General features: G+C 61.7%; 15 protein-coding genes and 1 tRNA gene. 11 read left to right on the forward strand and 5 right to left on the reverse strand.

Features of this window, described 5'->3' with window-relative positions:
* The 5 genes from ACP151_RS20280 to ACP151_RS20300 form a co-directional block, all read right to left on the reverse strand.
* Positions 1 to 955: IS481 family transposase (locus ACP151_RS20280; protein WP_424980202.1), on the reverse strand; the 955-nt coding region annotated here is incomplete at its 3' end.
* A 367-nt stretch (positions 956 to 1,322) separates the two neighbouring features.
* Positions 1,323 to 1,399, reverse strand: a tRNA-Arg gene (locus ACP151_RS20285).
* Positions 1,400 to 1,501: 102 nt separating this feature from the next.
* Positions 1,502 to 2,887, reverse strand: coding sequence for a sensor histidine kinase (locus tag ACP151_RS20290; protein WP_424980662.1), 1,386 nt, complete (start codon positions 2,885 to 2,887; stop codon positions 1,502 to 1,504).
* A 15-nt stretch (positions 2,888 to 2,902) separates the two neighbouring features.
* A complete protein-coding gene (locus ACP151_RS20295; protein ID WP_424980663.1) occupies positions 2,903 to 4,321 on the reverse strand; it encodes a dihydrolipoyl dehydrogenase family protein in 1,419 nt (472 codons plus the stop codon).
* A 2-nt stretch (positions 4,322 to 4,323) separates the two neighbouring features.
* Positions 4,324 to 5,112, reverse strand: a complete 789-nt coding sequence (locus ACP151_RS20300) for a TVP38/TMEM64 family protein (protein ID WP_424980664.1) — start codon at positions 5,110 to 5,112, stop codon at positions 4,324 to 4,326.
* Between the two features lie 317 nt (positions 5,113 to 5,429).
* Here ACP151_RS20300 and rpmH point away from each other — a divergent pair, with 317 nt between their 5' ends.
* The 11 genes from rpmH to ACP151_RS20355 all read left to right on the forward strand — a co-directional run bounded on the left by rpmH (position 5,430) and on the right by ACP151_RS20355 (position 15,556).
* The gene (gene rpmH / locus ACP151_RS20305; protein WP_008554144.1) at positions 5,430 to 5,564 is read left to right on the forward strand and encodes a 50S ribosomal protein L34; all 135 of its coding nucleotides are present in this window, start codon (positions 5,430 to 5,432) and stop codon (positions 5,562 to 5,564) included.
* A 23-nt stretch (positions 5,565 to 5,587) separates the two neighbouring features.
* A complete protein-coding gene (rnpA, locus tag ACP151_RS20310; RefSeq protein WP_424980665.1) occupies positions 5,588 to 6,013 on the forward strand; it encodes a ribonuclease P protein component in 426 nt (141 codons plus the stop codon).
* Between the two features lie 56 nt (positions 6,014 to 6,069).
* Complete coding sequence (gene yidD / locus ACP151_RS20315) at positions 6,070 to 6,300, forward strand: membrane protein insertion efficiency factor YidD (RefSeq protein WP_424980666.1); 231 nt, start codon at positions 6,070 to 6,072, stop codon at positions 6,298 to 6,300.
* Between the two features lie 56 nt (positions 6,301 to 6,356).
* A complete protein-coding gene (gene ttcA, locus ACP151_RS20320) occupies positions 6,357 to 7,244 on the forward strand; it encodes a tRNA 2-thiocytidine(32) synthetase TtcA (protein WP_424980667.1) in 888 nt (295 codons plus the stop codon).
* Positions 7,245 to 7,311: 67 nt separating this feature from the next.
* Entirely contained in the window at positions 7,312 to 8,853 is a 1,542-nt protein-coding gene (locus tag ACP151_RS20325; RefSeq protein ID WP_424980668.1) for a putative bifunctional diguanylate cyclase/phosphodiesterase, read from the forward strand.
* 144 nt (positions 8,854 to 8,997) lie between these two features.
* Positions 8,998 to 10,806 carry a membrane protein insertase YidC gene (gene yidC, locus ACP151_RS20330; protein WP_424980669.1) on the forward strand — a complete coding sequence of 603 codons (1,809 nt, stop codon included), beginning with the start codon at positions 8,998 to 9,000 and terminating at the stop codon, positions 10,804 to 10,806.
* Positions 10,803 to 11,555 (forward strand): MOSC domain-containing protein, encoded by a 753-nt coding sequence (locus ACP151_RS20335; protein WP_424980670.1) that lies wholly within the window; start codon positions 10,803 to 10,805, stop codon positions 11,553 to 11,555. Before yidC ends, ACP151_RS20335 begins: the two co-directional genes overlap by 4 nt.
* Positions 11,555 to 12,202, forward strand: a complete 648-nt coding sequence (gene yihA / locus ACP151_RS20340; protein ID WP_424980671.1) for a ribosome biogenesis GTP-binding protein YihA/YsxC — start codon at positions 11,555 to 11,557, stop codon at positions 12,200 to 12,202. Before ACP151_RS20335 ends, yihA begins: the two co-directional genes overlap by 1 nt.
* Positions 12,203 to 12,207: 5 nt before the next feature.
* On the forward strand, positions 12,208 to 12,573 hold the full coding sequence (locus ACP151_RS20345) for a DUF2946 family protein (RefSeq protein ID WP_424980672.1): 366 nt from the start codon (positions 12,208 to 12,210) through the stop codon (positions 12,571 to 12,573).
* A 71-nt stretch (positions 12,574 to 12,644) separates the two neighbouring features.
* The gene (locus ACP151_RS20350) at positions 12,645 to 14,039 is read left to right on the forward strand and encodes a PepSY-associated TM helix domain-containing protein (RefSeq protein WP_424980673.1); all 1,395 of its coding nucleotides are present in this window, start codon (positions 12,645 to 12,647) and stop codon (positions 14,037 to 14,039) included.
* Between the two features lie 404 nt (positions 14,040 to 14,443).
* A complete protein-coding gene (locus ACP151_RS20355) occupies positions 14,444 to 15,556 on the forward strand; it encodes an IS110 family transposase (RefSeq protein ID WP_424979226.1) in 1,113 nt (370 codons plus the stop codon).
* The last annotated feature ends 271 nt before the right edge of the window (positions 15,557 to 15,827 follow it).

Genomic DNA, 15,827 nt, shown 5'->3' on the forward strand with positions numbered 1-15,827 from the left:
TGTTCAGTCCCGGCATCTGGTGGATCGGATCGATGATGAAACGATCTGGCTCTGAAGTCCAGATTTTGCAGATGTATTCGTAGGGCGTGAGGCCGCTGAGAGTTTTGAGTCTGCGGGCAAAGTTGTAGGCAGCCATGAAGTCGCCGAGATGTGTTCGTAACTGATCGTGGCTTTCGTAGTGGTATCGCTTCACTGTCGCCTCTTTGATCGTGCGGTTCATCCGCTCGACTTGGCCATTGGTCCACGGATGGTTCGGTTTGGTCAGGCGATGCTCGATCCCGTTGGCCTCACAGATCATGTCGAAGCGCATCTGCCGGGAGTATACTCTGTTCCGGTTTCGTGGCTGTTCGGCGAACTGGATACCGTTATCGGTCAGGATCGTATGGATGCGATAAGGGACCGCCTTGAGCAAATGTTCGAGGAATTCCCAGGCGGTCTTGCGATCTGCCTTGTCGACGAGGTGGGTGACTGCAAACTTGCTGGTCCGGTCAATGCCAACGAAAAGATACAGCTTGCCCTCCGCAGTCTGCACCTCGGCAATATCGATATGAAAAAAGCCGATGGGGTAGCGCTTGAACCTCTGCCGCTTAGGCTTGTCGCCCCCGACATCCGGCAAGCGCGAGATGCCATGCCGCTGAAGGCACCGATGCAGCGCTGACCGCGTCAGATGCGGGATCGAGGGCTGGAGCGCATAGAGGCAATCATCCAACGGCAGTAGCGTATGCCGCCGAAATGCGACGATCATGGCCTCCTCGGCTTGACTGAGAATGGTTGAGCGAGGCTCTTTCGGCCCTGTTTTGCGATCCTCAACGGTCTCGCGCTTTCGCCACTTGGCAACAGTCTTCGGGTTGATCCCGAGTTCCTTGCTCAGCGCCGCGATCGAAGCTTGCGATCGCTGTATTGCTGCTCTGACAGCGTGCGTGGTCGTGGCGCTCCCGTGACGAACTTGTCCCATAGTGCTTCCTTCCATTCCAAAGAACAGATCGCACCATCAAACCATGGGATCAAACACCTAACTGTCTGGCAAATGGGTAACTGCGCCTTCAGCAAGAGACAGTAGAAATCCGCGCGGGGCGCGCGGATTGCATATCCCAGGAGTCGTGGCAGGGCATCGACGGGCTGCGCCCGCTCCACCCTGCCCCGGCATTTTCCGTTTGATTGGTCCGCCTGCCATCCGGAAGACACGAGGTCTTCCGAAGTGAAAATCAGGGAAGGCTTCGCCACTGGCGGAACAGGAGGCGCGAGCGGGGATGTTGGAGACACGAAAAAGGAAAGGTTCTGTCGAAAATGGCAAAACTATGTGTCGCCCGACAGTAGGGTAGTGGCGGACCGAGGAGGATTCGAACCCCCGACCCCTTGATTCGTAGTCAAGTACTCTATCCAGCTGAGCTATCGGTCCACTGCGGCGGGGTTTACTTATACCGCTGGGGAGTCGCAACCCCAAAAACAAAAATAGTGCCGCGCCGCTGTCGCTTTCCGGCGCAACAGCCGCCGATGCCGGCTACAGCGCGCCGTCGCCCTTGGGCAGGCGGATCTCGAACACGGTGCCCTGGGCGCCGGTTTCCTTCAACGTCACACTTCCACCATGGCCGCGGGCCAGCTCGCCAGCAATCGCCAGCCCCAGCCCCGTGCCGCCCTTGCGGATGCCGCCCTGAAACGGGGTGAACAGATTGTCCTGTGCCTTTTGCGGCAGGCCCGGCCCGGTGTCGGCGACTGTGATGTACCAGGCATCAGCTTCTTCCTGCGCATCCACCGTGACCTGCCCTGGCCTGGCAGTGGCGGCAATCGCCTGGCGAGCATTGCGCACCAGGTTCAGCACGATGCGAAACAGCTGCTCCGGATCGGCGCGCAGCATCATCGGCTTGGGCACCGCGTTGATGATCTTTACCAAATCGCTGTCCGCGGCCAGCAATTCGCTTTCGGCAATATCGGCTGCGATCTCATGCAGGCAGATCACACCAAATGTGGGCGACGGCTCCTCTGCCTTGCCGAAAGCCAGGGTGCCTTCGCACAGTGACACCGCGCGGGTGATCGAATTCACCAGCTTTGGTGCCAACCGGCGCACCAGCGGGTCTTCGCTCATCTCGATGCGATCGGTGAACAGCTGGGCCGAGGTCAAAATATTGCGCAGATCATGGCTGACCTTGGCCACCGCACCGCCCAGCTGCGCCAGCCGCTCCCGCTGCTTCAGCGCCTGGGTCAGTTCGGTCTGCAACTGCATCAGCGCCTCTTCCGCCTCGCGCAGTTCTACCACGCTGGAGCTGGGCTGGATGATGCCACGCCCGTCCTCCGGGGCCGCCGCGTAGCGCTGCATATAGCCGGCCACACCCTTGATCGGCTTCACCAGCACGATGCGCACCGCAATGAACAGCAGCACCGCCGTAAAGACCGAAATCACCGCCGACAGGATCAGGATCCGCACCCCGTAGTCGATCATGGCGGCCCGCAAGGGCGCGGTCTCTATTGTCACCTCGATCAGCAACCCCGCCTCGCGCACCGGCGCACCGATGACCCGGATAATTTCATTCTCCGGCCGCACCAGCCGGGCCATGGCATCCATGATCAGCATCATGGCGCCGGCCATGCGCAGGTCGTAGGTGGCGGTGATCTGCTGTGGTATGGGCGAGGCCAGCATCAGCTGACGGATCTCGTCGCGGCGCAGCACCACATTGTAGACCCCCGCATTTTCCAGCAGCTCCGCTTCCAGCTCGGTCTCCAGCATGTCGTCTGCCAGCAGCGCCAGAGAGGCAATCTGCGCCCGCTCGAGCCGGTCCGCCAGATAATCTTCACGGAACCGCGCAATCGACGGCACAAAGATCAGCACCTCGGCCAGCATCACGAAGACCGTGGTCAGGATCAGGAATCTGCCCGAGAGCGTATTGAGCATTAGGCCGCCTTCAATTCATGAAATCCAGCGCTGAACAAAGCGCACTGCGCGTTTAACAAAACCACTGTCGAACAGCCGCGGGGAAAAATAAGCGCCCGCCGCCCGCTTGTTAATTTCGCCGATGCTGGGGTAAGGCGCAACCATTGCCGCAATCTGCCCCATTTTCAGCCGGTTGGCGATGGCCATCGACCACAGGCCGATCAGCTCTCCCGCCTGATGGCCGGCAATCGTCACGCCAACAGGGCGGCCCTTGAAAACCATGACTTTGATGAAGCCTCTGGTCTTGCGCTCGGCAATGGCACGGTCGTTGTGATGGAAATCAAATCGCGCCACCTCCAGCTTGACGCCGTAAATGTCACGTGCCTGCGCTTCTGTCAGCCCCACCTGTGCCAGTTCCGGATCGGTATAGGTCGCCCAGGGGATATGGCTGGTCCTGGCTTTGGACGGCAGGCCGAACAGCGCGGATCGGATTATGATGCCCGCGTGATACCCCGCCACATGGGTGAACTGCAGCCCGCCGGCCACATCGCCGATGGCGTATACTTTTTTGTTGCTGGTCAGCAGGCTCTCATCCACCTTGATGCCATTGCCCTGGGTTTCAATCCCGGCGGCGGCCAGGTTCAACCGGTCCATATTGGCCTTGCGCCCCACCGCCATCAGCAGATGCGTGCCGTGGAACCTGCTTCCGTCACGGGTTTCGACCTCAATGGCGCCTGCCTGCCCGCCAATGCGGGAGACCATGGCGCCTTCGGCGATCTCAACACCGTCTTCGCGCAAATGATCCAGCACCAAAGCAGCGGCCTCTGGATCATCCTTGCCCAGCGCCTTCATCCCTTCGATCACGGTCACCTTGCTGCCCAGACGCACATGCGCCTGCGCCATCTCCATGCCGATGGGGCCGCCGCCGATGATCAGCAGATGCTCTGGCTTTTCGCGCAGCTCGAACAGGGTTTCGTTGGTTTCATACGGCACTGTGTCCAGCCCCGGGATCGGCGGCACCAGCGGCGAGGAGCCGGTGGCAATCACCACCCGCCGCGCCGTGATGCGGTGCGGACCGGCCGCGACCTCGGTGGGCGAGACGAAATGCCCGTATTCCCGGATCACCCGCACGCCAAAGCCTTCGAACCGTTCCTGGCTGTCCACCGGCGCAATGGTATCGATGACTGCCTGCACATGATCCTTGGCGGCCGCATAATCCGCCTGCGGCACCTGATCCGCCACCCCAAAACCCTGGGTATGCGCCTGCATATGGGCGGCCTTGCCGCTGGCCAGCAGCGCTTTGGAGGGCACACAGCCGTAGTTCAGGCAGTCGCCGCCCATTTTATGCCCTTCCAGCAGGACAACATCCGCCCCCATCTGACTGGCTCCGGCGGCCACCGACAGCCCCCCCGACCCGGCTCCAATCACCAAAAGATCACAGGTAATGCTGCTCATGCTCAGACGCCTTTCTTTTTGCTGCGAACGGATTTCACGATGATCGGCATTGCCGCCAGAATGCACAGGCCCAGGATCGGCCCGATCACATGCGGCTCCCATAACAGGCTCAGATCCGGGTCTTCGCCCCGGTCAAACACTTCGCCCAGACCCACGCCTATCCAGGTAAACACAATGGCGCCCGGAATGATCCCCGCTGCGGTAGTCCACAGGAAGTTGCCGAGTTTCACACCAACCAGCGCCGGCAGCAGATTGGCCACGAAAAACGGCACCGCCGGCACCAGCCGCAACAGCAGCAGGACCTCTATTTCATTCTGGCGCAGCGCATTCTTCAGCATCTGCACCCGGCCCCCGGCAGATTCCATCCGCGCCGTCAGCATCGCCCCCAGCCCCATGCGCGCCGCCAGGAAAATCCCCGCGGCTCCGATGGTGGCGGACACCACATTGAAAGCCGTGCCGGAAACAAGACCAAACAGAAACCCGCCCGTCACCGAAGCCACCGCAGCGCCAGGCAGCGAGAACACCACGATCACGACATAGATCCCCATGAACAGCGCCACGAGCCCCAGATAGTTCTGATCCCGGAACGCCATCAGCGCCTCGCGGTTGTCGCGCAGCGTGTCAAAGGTCAGATAATCCTTCAGCACAATGGCGCCAATCAAGGCAACGGCCACCACTGCAATCAGCGGCAGGTGGCGTACGGCACCCGATTTCGAACTGGCAGTCTTGGAACTGGCCGTCTCCGTTCCGGGCTGCGAACCGGGTTTCGGGGTTTCTGTCATGTCACTCATAAGTCCGTCTCTATCGATGCCCATTGTTGCTACGTCTAATTTGGGCCTGCGGCGAGGGCAGCCAGCCCCGTTTCACAGCCGCTTGATCACAATACCGGTTTCCGTGAGCTTTATGGCAGAATCATCCGGTGCATGTTACAGCCGCCGCGTCCGGGCAGGCCGCCCGGGGCAGTTTTCGGCAGAAATGTTGCATATTGCCCGGAAAAGGCGGCTTGCGGGGTTTGACTTACCCGTCATTCCCTCCTAAAGACCGGGCTTCGAGATAGACCCCGGGCGGGCGATTCCGCACACCCGATGATAATTTGGAGACCGGAGCGATGAAACGCACCTATCAGCCTTCGAACCTGGTTCGCAAACGTCGCCACGGCTTCCGTGCGCGCATGGCCACCAAGGCAGGCCGCAAGATCCTGAATGCACGCCGCGCCCGCGGTCGTAAAGAACTGAGCGCATAAGCTTAGTTCCGGCATCGACGGACATGACACCGCCGGAGGCCCCCAAGGACGGCAACGCTGCCCGAGGGGACACGCCTCCGGCGGTGTCCGTTTGTGCGCCTGAGTCTCAAAAGATGGACATCATGGCCAAGCGCCGTGATTTCCTCGCCTGTGCCCGCCCCCCTGCCCGCAAGCAGGGCACAAAAGGCATGATGGTTCAGGGCCTGGACCGCCGCGACAGCGGTGGTATCCGCATCGGCTTCACCTGCTCCAAGAAAGTCGGCAACGCGGTGGCCCGCAATCGTGCCAAACGCCGCCTGCGCGAGGCCGCGCGGATGATTCTGCCCCTCCATGGCCGCCCCGGCTGGGATTACGTGCTGATCGGCCGCGCCATAGAAACCGCCCAGCGCCCGCTCGAGGAGCTGAAGCGCGACCTGATCTATGCGCTGAAGAAAATCCACGGCCAGTAGCAATCCCCGCAGCCTGCTGCATTGCCACAGCGGCGCCCTGCCCCTATCTATCCGCCATGACCCCGCTGGCCCGTCTCTTTGCCCTGCCTGTGCGCGCCTACCGGCTGCTGTTCAGCCCATGGGTCGGCTTCAACTGCCGCTACCAGCCCACCTGTTCGGCCTATGCCTTGGAAGCGCTGGAGAAACACGGCGCCATCAGAGGCGCCTGGCTGACCGCCCGCCGCATCGGGCGCTGCCACCCCTTTGGTGGAGACGGCTATGACCCGGTACCAGAGCGCAAGGACTGACCCCCTCCACGCCTTTTTTCCTTGGCAAAACGCCCCGCCTCGGCTAGGGCGCGGCCATGCTTGATGATGATCTGGACGAAATCCACCCGCTGTTTGCCGGCGCCCCCTCGACCACTGAGTTCAAGAAGCTCAGGAAACGCATCGTGCGCTATGCCCGCGAAGCAATCGACCAATACGGCATGGTGGAGCGCCGCCAAGACGGCAGCACGCCGAAATGGCTGGTCTGCCTGTCCGGCGGCAAGGACAGCTATACCCTGCTGGCGGTTCTTTATGAACTGAAGTGGCGCGGGCTGCTGCCGGTGGACCTGCTGGCCTGCAATCTGGATCAGGGCCAGCCCGGCTTCCCGGCCACGGTGCTGCCTGAATTCCTCGAGAAAATGGGCGTGCCGCACTGGATCGAATATCAGGACACCTATTCCATTGTTGTCGACAAGGTGCCGCAGGGGCGCACCTATTGCGCGCTGTGTTCGCGCCTGCGCCGCGGCAACCTCTATCGCATTGCCCGCGAGGAAGGCTGCTCGGCCGTGGTGCTGGGCCACCACCGCGACGACATTCTGGAAACCTTCTTCATGAACCTGTTCCACGGCGGCCGCCTGGCGACCATGCCGCCCAAACTGGTCAATGAGGAAGGCGACCTGTTCGTGTTCCGCCCGCTGGCCCATGTGGCTGAGGCCGACTGCGAGAAATTCGCGCGCTCGATGAACTATCCGATCATTCCCTGCGATCTCTGCGGCAGTCAGGACGGGCTGCAGCGCCAGCAGGTGAAACAGATCCTGGACCAGTGGGAATCAAATTCGCCGGGCCGCCGCCAGGTGATGTTCCGAGCACTGATGAATGCGCGGCCCTCGCATCTTCTGGACCCGAAACTGTTCGATTTTGCAGGATTGGACCTGAAGAAGGGTGGATCCACCGAAGAAAATCCGGAAATTCCCAACCTGCGTTAACTCCCGGGTTATATCAGCGCTTTAGTCTCAGAACCAGAATGACTGGCTGCAGACGAAAGGTCTGGGAATGATGAATACGGGTTCAGGCTTTTTGGCACGCGTCAGGCAAACCCTTCCCCCCGCGATTGCGGGTCCGTCTTTGCTCGCCTTCCTGCCCGCGCTGACCCTCGCAACCTTCTGGCTCGGCGGCGAAGCCGCGCTGGTGGCCGTCGCACTGGGCCTGCCGGTTCTGTTCGCAGCAGCCGGCGGCTTCAGCATGCGCGACAGCAATGCCCAGCGTGACAGTGTGACCGGCATGATCCTGCGCGACGGGTTTGAACGTGCCGCTGCCAAAATCTGCGAGGAATGCACCGACACCGACCTGCGCTCTGCCATTTTCATCGTGGAGCTTGACGAATACAAAGAAATGACCAACCGCCACGGGCAGGAGGCCGGCGACCGCGTCATGCAGCATTGCGGCGCCCAGATCGTGTCGGCGCTGCGCCAGAATGACATCATCGCCCGTATCGGCGACAGCCGGTTTGCCGTTTGCCTGGCGCCAACACTGCAATTGGATCTGGAGCTGTGCATTCAACTGGCCGGGCGGATGCAATCCGCCACCGAAGAACCTGTGGCGCTGGACGGAACCAGCCTCTACATGACCTCCTCGATTGGCTTTTGCCAGCACAGCCGCGCACCGGCAGGCTCCAGCGCCGAATGGAACAAGGCCGCAATCACCGCCTTGTCAGAGGCCCAAAGCAACGGGCCCGGCGGCATCCGCGCCTTCTCTGCCGATATGCCAAACAGTCCAGGCACCCGCAGCAACCTGCGCGAGGAAGCCGCCGCCGCATTGGAAACCGGCCAGATCCAGGCCTGGTTCCAGCCCCAGATCTGCACGGATACTGGCCGTGTTTCCGGGTTTGAGGCACTGGCCCGCTGGCTGCACCCGGTGCAGGGTCTGATCCCGCCCTCGACTTTCCTGCCGGCGCTTGAAGAAGCCGGGCTGATGGACCGGCTGAGCCAGGTCATGCTTTATAATGCACTGGTTGCCATCAGGGCCTGGGACGAGGCCGGGGTGCAGGTGCCTTGCGTCGGTGTCAACTTCGCCACCCAGGAACTGCGCAACCCGGGTCTTGCCGGCCGTGTCAAATGGGAACTGGAGCGTTTCGGCCTGCCTGCCGACCGCCTGTGCGTGGAAATCCTGGAAACCGTGATGACGGATCAACCCGATGATGTGGTCACCCGCAACATCCTTGCCCTCAGCGAACTGGGCTGCCCGATTGACCTGGATGACTTTGGCACCGGCCATGCCTCGATCTCTGCGGTGCGTCGCTTCAACATCTCCCGCATCAAGATCGACCGCAGCTTTGTGATGAAGGCAGATCAGGACCCCGAACAGCAGAAACTGATTTCTGCCATTCTGACCATGGCTGAGCGGCTGGATCTCCACACTCTGGCCGAAGGGGTGGAAACCGCAGGTGAACACGCGCTTCTGGCGCAGCTGGGCTGCGGCCATGTGCAGGGCTTCGGCATCGGCCGTCCGATGCCGTTTGACCAGACACTGGACTGGATCGCCGCCCATGAAGCCAAGCTGCAGGAAGCGCCCGCAATAGGCCGCCAGACGCCCTGACAATCGCCCCAAAGGCTCATTCCTTTGATTTTCTTGCGCACCGGGACCGTCCAAGGCACCGGTGCACCGCGATTCTGCTTGACCTTTGCGGCCCAGCTCTGTTGAACCCCTCGTGTCCTTCCCTACACGAGGTGGCAGTCCCAAATGGACGATCAGAACAAAAATCTTATTCTCGCAACAGTCCTCAGCTTTCTGGTGATCCTGGGCTGGTACACCTTTTTCCCGCCGCCGGAACCGGAACAGGTTCCGGAAACCGCGGTCAGCGAAACCGCTCCGGCAGGCGATACCGCCGCCGCCCCCAGCGCGGCTGGCGCTGATGCGGTGGCCGACACCGCCGCTGAACAGGCCACAGCCCCGCAAGCACCGCGTCTGGCCATCGACACCCCGCGCGTCACCGGCAGCATCTCGCTGCAGGGCGGCCGGATCGACGATCTGTCGCTGAAGGATTACCGCGAGACGCTGGAAGAAAACTCTCCCATCGTCAAACTGCTGAAGCCCGTGGGCGAAGCCGGCGCCTATTACGCGCTTTACGGCTGGGCACCTGGCGCTGGTCTGACCTTGGGCGATGTGCCTGGCGCCAATACCATCTGGTCCGCCCCGTCAGACGCCATCCTGACCCCGGACAGCCCGGTGACGCTCAGCTGGGACAACGGCAAGGGTCTCACCTTCTCGCGCACCATCTCTGTCGATGAGAACTATATGTTCTCGGTCGCCCAATCGGTCGCCAATGCCACCGGCGGCACCGTTTCGCTGGCGCCCTACGGCACCCTGGCACGCCACGGCCAGCCTGCAGACCTGAAGAATTTCTTCATTCTGCACGAAGGTCTCACCGGCATGACCGACGGAGAACTGGCCGAGACCGACTATGACGACATGGCCGACTTTGAGGCCGACCCCCGCGACGGCTCGAAATCCAGCATCAAACAGGTCGAAGCCAACGGCTGGACAGGCTTCACCGACCACTACTGGATGTCCATCCTGGTGCCCGCCCCGGGCCAAAGCTTCCGCTCGATCGCCAAATTCGACGAGCGCCGCGACATCTACCAGACCGACATCGTGCTGCCGACCGTGACGGTCGCAGAAGGACAGACGTCTGAAGTCACCACCCAACTGTTTGCCGGCGCCAAGGAATGGGAAGCCATCCGCGGCTACGAGAAGGCAGGCATCGAGGGCTTCCTGGACGTGATCGACTGGGGCTGGTTCTTCTTCCTGACCAAGCCGATGTTCTGGCTTCTGCACAATCTGAACGTCCTGATCGGCAACATGGGCTGGGCGATCATCGGCCTGACCGTGGTGATCAAGATCCTGGTGTTCCCGCTGGCCTATAAATCCTATGCCTCCATGGCCAAGATGAAAGAGCTTCAGCCGGAAATGGAGAAGCTCAAGGAACGCGCCGGCGACGACCGCCAGAAGATGCAAAAGGAGATGATGGAACTCTACAAGAAGGAAAAGGTGAACCCCGCTGCGGGCTGTCTGCCGATCCTGATCCAGATTCCGATCTTCTTCTCGCTCTACAAGGTGATCTTTGTCACCCTGGAACTGCGCCACGCGCCATTCTTCGGACCGTTCCAGGACCTCAGCGCGCCGGACCCGACGTCGATCATGAACCTCTTCGGCCTGCTGCCCTTTGCCTCCCCGGCTCCGGAAAGCATCCTGGCGCTGGTCTTCATCGGCATCCTGCCGATCCTGCTCGGCATCTCGATGTGGCTGCAGCAAAAGCTGAACCCGGCACCCACCGACCCGACCCAGCAGATGATCTTTGCCTGGATGCCCTGGGTGTTCATGTTCATGCTCGGCGGCTTTGCCTCCGGCCTGGTGGTCTACTGGATTGCCAACAACACGATCACCTTCAGCCAGCAGTATCTGATCATGCGCAGCCACGGCTACAAGCCGGACGTGTTCGGCAATATCAAGTCGAGCTTCAAAAAGAAGCCGAAGGCCGAGAACGAATGACCGCAGAGGTCACAGACATCTGGCGCCACCCGCTCAAATCTCATGGGCGGGAGGCACTGGACAGCGTCACCATGATCGCCGGGCAGACCATGCCCGGCGACCGTGTTTGGGCGGTTGCGCATGAGACCTCCACGGCAGACGGTTCCCAATGGGTGCCCTGCCAGAATTTCACCCGCGGTTCCAAGGCGCCGGGGCTGATGGCCATCAACGCCGCTCTGGACGATGCCAGCGGTCAGCTGACACTGCGCCACCCCGCGCAGCCGGATCTGACGTTTGACCCGGAAAACCCGGCGGACCTGCAGCGCTTCCTCGATTGGGGAAAGCCGCTGCTGCCGGAAAACCGTGCCGCGTCGTCCCATATTGTCCGGGTGCCCGGCCGCGGCATGACCGATACCGACTTTCCCTCGGTCACCCTATGCAACCTGGCTTCTCACCGCGCGGTGGAACAGGCAATCGGCCACTCTCTTTCGCCCCTGCGCTGGCGCGGCAACATCTGGTTTGATCTGGATGAACCCTGGGCCGAGAACACCTGGCTGGGCCGCAAGGTTCAGATCGGTGCCGCCGTCTTTGCGGTGCGCGAACGGGTGGTGCGCTGCCTGGCAACCACCGCCAACCCCGAAACCGGCGAACGCGACGCCGATACGCTTAAGACCCTCAAGGACACTTGGGGCCACCAGGATTTCTCGGTTTACGCCGAAGTGGTGCGCAGCGGTGAAATCCGCCTGGGCGACGCGGTAAAGGTGCTGTGATGCAAATGCAATTTTCCCTGACCGAAACGCCGGACGATCTCTCTGCCGAAAAGGGCCGCAAGCTGTTTGCCTGCGAGACGGAATTCCTGAAAGGTGTGGTCGCGATGAACGGCCTGCCAGACGCCGACCGGCTGGAGGTTTGCTTTGCCGGCCGCTCCAACGTCGGCAAGTCGAGCCTGATCAACGCGCTGACCGGCACCAAGGGCATCGCGCGCGCCTCCAACACGCCGGGCCGCACCCAGGAAATCAACTTTTTCACCCAAGGCCCCGAGCTGTATCTGGTCGACCTGCCGGGCTATGGCTATGCCAATGCACCGCTCAAGGTGGTGGAACAGTGGCAGAAACTGCTGAAACGCTACCTGTCAGGCCGCCAGAACCTGCGCCGCGCCTTTGTGCTGATCGACAGCCGCCATGGCGTGAAGGCCGTGGATGCAGAGATCATGAAGCTGCTGGACAGCTCCGCCGTGACGTTCCAATGCGTCCTGACCAAGGCCGACAAGGTCAAGGAAAAGGACCGTGCCCAGGTACTGGAGCAGGTAAAGGGCGCGCTGGCCAAACACCCCGCCGCCTATCCCGAAATCGTGCTGACCTCGTCCGAGAAGGGCGACGGTATCGCCACCCTGCGGTCGATCATCGCCGGGCTGTAATCATTATGCTGCGCCGCCTGCCCTCTCTGCTGGTTGTGATCGCCCTGGCTGTGGCCGGGCTGATCCCATCCGGCTGGATGCCAGCCCCGGTGCAGGACGGCAAGGTGCTCCTGGTGATCTGCACCGGCAGCGGCCCGGTGGAAACCTGGGTTGATCTGGGCGGCGATGACACGCATACCCCGGCTGAGCAGATGGAGGACCGCAGCTGCCCGTTTGCGGCCCTTGGCGCGGTTGCGCTGCTGCCGGACAGCCTGATTGATCTGGATCTCAACCTGCCTCTCAGCGATCGCTGGTCGCGTGAAGCCTTTACCCATCGCACCGCCGGCTTTCACTGGCGCTATGATGCACGCGGCCCGCCCGCGCTCTCCTGACGTTCTGAACACACCTGACATTTTCGCCGGCGCCCCGCGCGCCCGGCCCTGTTCCGATATGGAGAGACCCAATGGCAACCAGCCAACCGCAATCCGCGGGCCAGTCGCGCCCGCTTTCCGAGAAATTCTACTTCGCCGTATGGCGCTGGCACTTTTACGCCGGCCTCTTTGTGATCCCTTTTCTGATCATGCTGGCAGTGACCGGCCTGATGATGATGTTCATCACCCAGTTTGACGGTCGCGACGGTGAAAAAATCGCCGTGACCCAGGCTGCAGCCGAACTGAGCATCCCCGCGCAGGAGGCCGCCGTTCTGGCAGCCCAGCCCGGCACCATCGCCGAATGGATCGGCCCCAAGGCGCCGGATCTGGCCGCCGTGTTCCGGGTGAAAACGGAGGGCGGCCAGCGTCTGGTCGCCATCGACCAATACACCGGCGAAGTCATCAAGGTCTGGGATCGCCGCGCCGGCTGGTACGATCTGGCCGACAACATCCATTCCACCCTCTTGATCGGCGACACCGGCGATCGGCTGATCGAGATTGCCGCGGGCCTTGGCATCGTGCTGGTGCTGACCGGGCTTTACCTGTGGTGGCCGCGCGGCAATGCGGCCAGCGCCTTGATCCCGAATTTCCGCGCGCGCGGCCGGGCCCTGTGGAAGAACCTGCATGCGGTGACCGGCTTCTGGATGTCGGCCATCCTGGTGATCTTTCTGCTCTCTGGTCTTTCGTGGACCGGCATCTGGGGCGGCCAGATGATGCAGGCCTGGAGCACCTTTCCGGCAGCAAAATGGGACAACGTGCCCCTGTCGGACGACATCCACGCCAGCATGAACCACGGGCATACCAACGACGTGCCCTGGGCGCTGGAACAGACCCCGATGCCTGCCTCTGGCTCGGACACCGGGATCACCGGCGTGGCAGAGGGCGCAGACGTGGATGCCTCCAGCCTGATTGCCCTGGGCCGGCGCTTGGGCATGGAGGGCCGTTTTCGTCTCGCCTACCCCGGCGGCGACACAGGCGTCTGGACCCTCAACCGCGACAGCATGAGCGGCGACGGCGACAGCCCCTTTATCGACCGCACCGTGCATGTGGACCAGTACAGCGGCAAGATTCTGGCGGATGTGAAATACCAGGACTATTCCTGGGCCGGCAAGGCAATGGCCGTCAGCATCCCCTTCCACATGGGTCTGATGGGCACCTGGAGCTTCCTTCTGAACGTGGTGTTCTGCCTTTCCGTCATCTTTGTCTGCGTCTCCGGCCTGGTGATGTGGGTCAAACGCCGCCCCAAGGGCGCCCGTTTGGCCGCGCCGCCGGAACCGGCGGAAATGCCGTTCTGGAAAGGGGCTGCCCTGATCGCCGTTCTCGTCTCGCTGGCCTTCCCGCTCACCGGTCTGGCGCTGCTGGCGGTGCTGGCTTTTGACGTGCTGCTGCTGGGTAACCTGCCGGTGCTGAAACGCGCGGTAAGCTAAGGCAGAAGGGAGTACGTATGTCTTTTGTCATCCGCTGCCGCCCAACCGTTGTTGGTGATTTCTGAGCGGAGCCCGTTAGGGCCTCGTCTCGGAAATCTGCCACGTGGCGAACGCGGATGGGGGCGAGGCAATGCCATTCGACATCAGTGGTGCGGCCCGCAGGCGTAGCCGAGGACACGGTGCTGTCTAATGGGGTTGCCCGAGGGGGAAGGCGGCGTCTTCCCCCTGATGCAGCGAAGCGGCGTTCGGCTTGTCCGAACCCCAAGCTGCCGGGACTGGATCCGGATCCGGCGGATCCGGCCGCATACCCTTAATGCGCTGAACGAGATGAAGGAGTCTGCTTCGCTCGACCCCGAACTATGCTGATGTCATCGAATTTGGCAGCAAAATGAAAAGGGTGAGGAATGGAGCAGAGACTATTTGTTGGCTTGGACGTTCACAAACGCAACGTCTCAGTTGGATTGGCCGAAGATGGGCGCACTGGCGAGGTGCGCTTTCTTGGGGACATTGAAAACACACCGGTCGCCGTGGAAAGCCTGATGCGACGATTGTCAGAACGCGGTCGTGCGCTGGATTTTTGCTATGAAGCTGGACCCTGTGGTTACGGTATCTATCGGCAACTCACAGGGGCGGGGCATGAATGCAGCGTCGTCGCCCCGACCAAGATCGCGGTGGCGCCTGGGGACAAGGTCAAAACGGATCGGCGGGATGCACAGCGATTGGCCGTCTTGCATCGGGCGGGCGAACTGACGCCGGTATGGGTTCCAGACGGCCGACATGAAGCCATGCGTGATCTGATCCGGGCGAGAATGGACGCTGTGCGACAGGTGACAACAGCCCGCCATCAGCTTTCTTCGTTTCTGTTGCGGCACGGCCGGACCTATCCTCCCAATCGCAAACCCTGGACAAAAATCCATAGCCGGTGGCTTGGGACCCAGAGCTTTGACGAACCGGCGCAGCAAATTGTGTTCCAGGACTATGTCCAAACGGTTTGGACCGCTGTTGAACGGCGCGACAACATGGTCAAGCGGATCGAAGAATTGGTGCCAGACTGGTCGCTCGGAGAGTTTGTCTATGCGCTCCGCTGCTTTCGAGGGCTCGACTTGGTCTCTGGGGCGACGCTTGCGGCCACCATCGGCGATATCAGTCGGTTCGACAAACCTCGCCAGTTGATGAACTATCTCGGGCTCACGCCGTCTGAATACTCGAGCGGCGGCACCATCCGCCGGGGCGGCATCACCAAAACCGGGAACCGTGAAGCTCGCAGGATGCTGATCGAGGCGGCCTGGTCCTATCGCTTCCCGGCGAAAGTTGCCCAGCACAAGGCGCGTGTTCTCGAAACCCAGCCAAAATGCGTGCGCGATCTGGCCTGGAAAACACAAGAACGGCTGTGCAAGCGATACCGATCGCTTCAGGCCCGAGGAAAGAAATCGACCGTCATTGTTGCCGCCATCGCGCGCGAACTCGCCGGGTTCGTTTGGGCCCTGGGGCAAGAGATGCAGCCCAGCTCCGGCTAGGGCTGCGGGTCAGGCCGGGTGAAACCTGCGGTTAAGGCAACTCTCGCTTCGCCCTTTGGGCAGGATCTGCCGACGCCCGCGAGGGAGTAAAGAGAAAGGCCTGCGACGTAGCACGTTCATGCGGTTCCGATCCGCGAATGCAAGACTGATAGACCGTCGCCATCCGAATGGCTCACCCAGCCTGACCCACCCAATCCTATGGCAGACATCACTCCATCGACAAGATGGAGCAATTACCCCTGCGCCTCCCCTGTTGACAAAAGACATGCAA

This window comes from Leisingera sp. S232, assembly GCF_049800895.1.
GTDB lineage: Bacteria > Pseudomonadota > Alphaproteobacteria > Rhodobacterales > Rhodobacteraceae > Leisingera.

What these genes read in the sequence shown, in the direction of transcription:
- ACP151_RS20290 (WP_424980662.1), bottom strand. Translation starts at nt 2,887, where the DNA reads ATGCTCAATACGCTCTCGGGCAGATTCCTGATCCTGACCACGGTCTTC.
- ACP151_RS20295 (WP_424980663.1), bottom strand. Translation starts at nt 4,321, where the DNA reads ATGAGCAGCATTACCTGTGATCTTTTGGTGATTGGAGCCGGGTCGGGG.
- ACP151_RS20300 (WP_424980664.1), bottom strand. Translation starts at nt 5,112, where the DNA reads ATGAGTGACATGACAGAAACCCCGAAACCCGGTTCGCAGCCCGGAACG.
- rpmH (WP_008554144.1), top strand. Translation starts at nt 5,430, where the DNA reads ATGAAACGCACCTATCAGCCTTCGAACCTGGTTCGCAAACGTCGCCAC.
- rnpA (WP_424980665.1), top strand. Translation starts at nt 5,588, where the DNA reads ATGACACCGCCGGAGGCCCCCAAGGACGGCAACGCTGCCCGAGGGGAC.
- yidD (WP_424980666.1), top strand. Translation starts at nt 6,070, where the DNA reads ATGACCCCGCTGGCCCGTCTCTTTGCCCTGCCTGTGCGCGCCTACCGG.
- ttcA (WP_424980667.1), top strand. Translation starts at nt 6,357, where the DNA reads ATGCTTGATGATGATCTGGACGAAATCCACCCGCTGTTTGCCGGCGCC.
- ACP151_RS20325 (WP_424980668.1), top strand. Translation starts at nt 7,312, where the DNA reads ATGATGAATACGGGTTCAGGCTTTTTGGCACGCGTCAGGCAAACCCTT.
- yidC (WP_424980669.1), top strand. Translation starts at nt 8,998, where the DNA reads ATGGACGATCAGAACAAAAATCTTATTCTCGCAACAGTCCTCAGCTTT.
- ACP151_RS20335 (WP_424980670.1), top strand. Translation starts at nt 10,803, where the DNA reads ATGACCGCAGAGGTCACAGACATCTGGCGCCACCCGCTCAAATCTCAT.
- yihA (WP_424980671.1), top strand. Translation starts at nt 11,555, where the DNA reads ATGCAAATGCAATTTTCCCTGACCGAAACGCCGGACGATCTCTCTGCC.
- ACP151_RS20345 (WP_424980672.1), top strand. Translation starts at nt 12,208, where the DNA reads ATGCTGCGCCGCCTGCCCTCTCTGCTGGTTGTGATCGCCCTGGCTGTG.
- ACP151_RS20350 (WP_424980673.1), top strand. Translation starts at nt 12,645, where the DNA reads ATGGCAACCAGCCAACCGCAATCCGCGGGCCAGTCGCGCCCGCTTTCC.
- ACP151_RS20355 (WP_424979226.1), top strand. Translation starts at nt 14,444, where the DNA reads ATGGAGCAGAGACTATTTGTTGGCTTGGACGTTCACAAACGCAACGTC.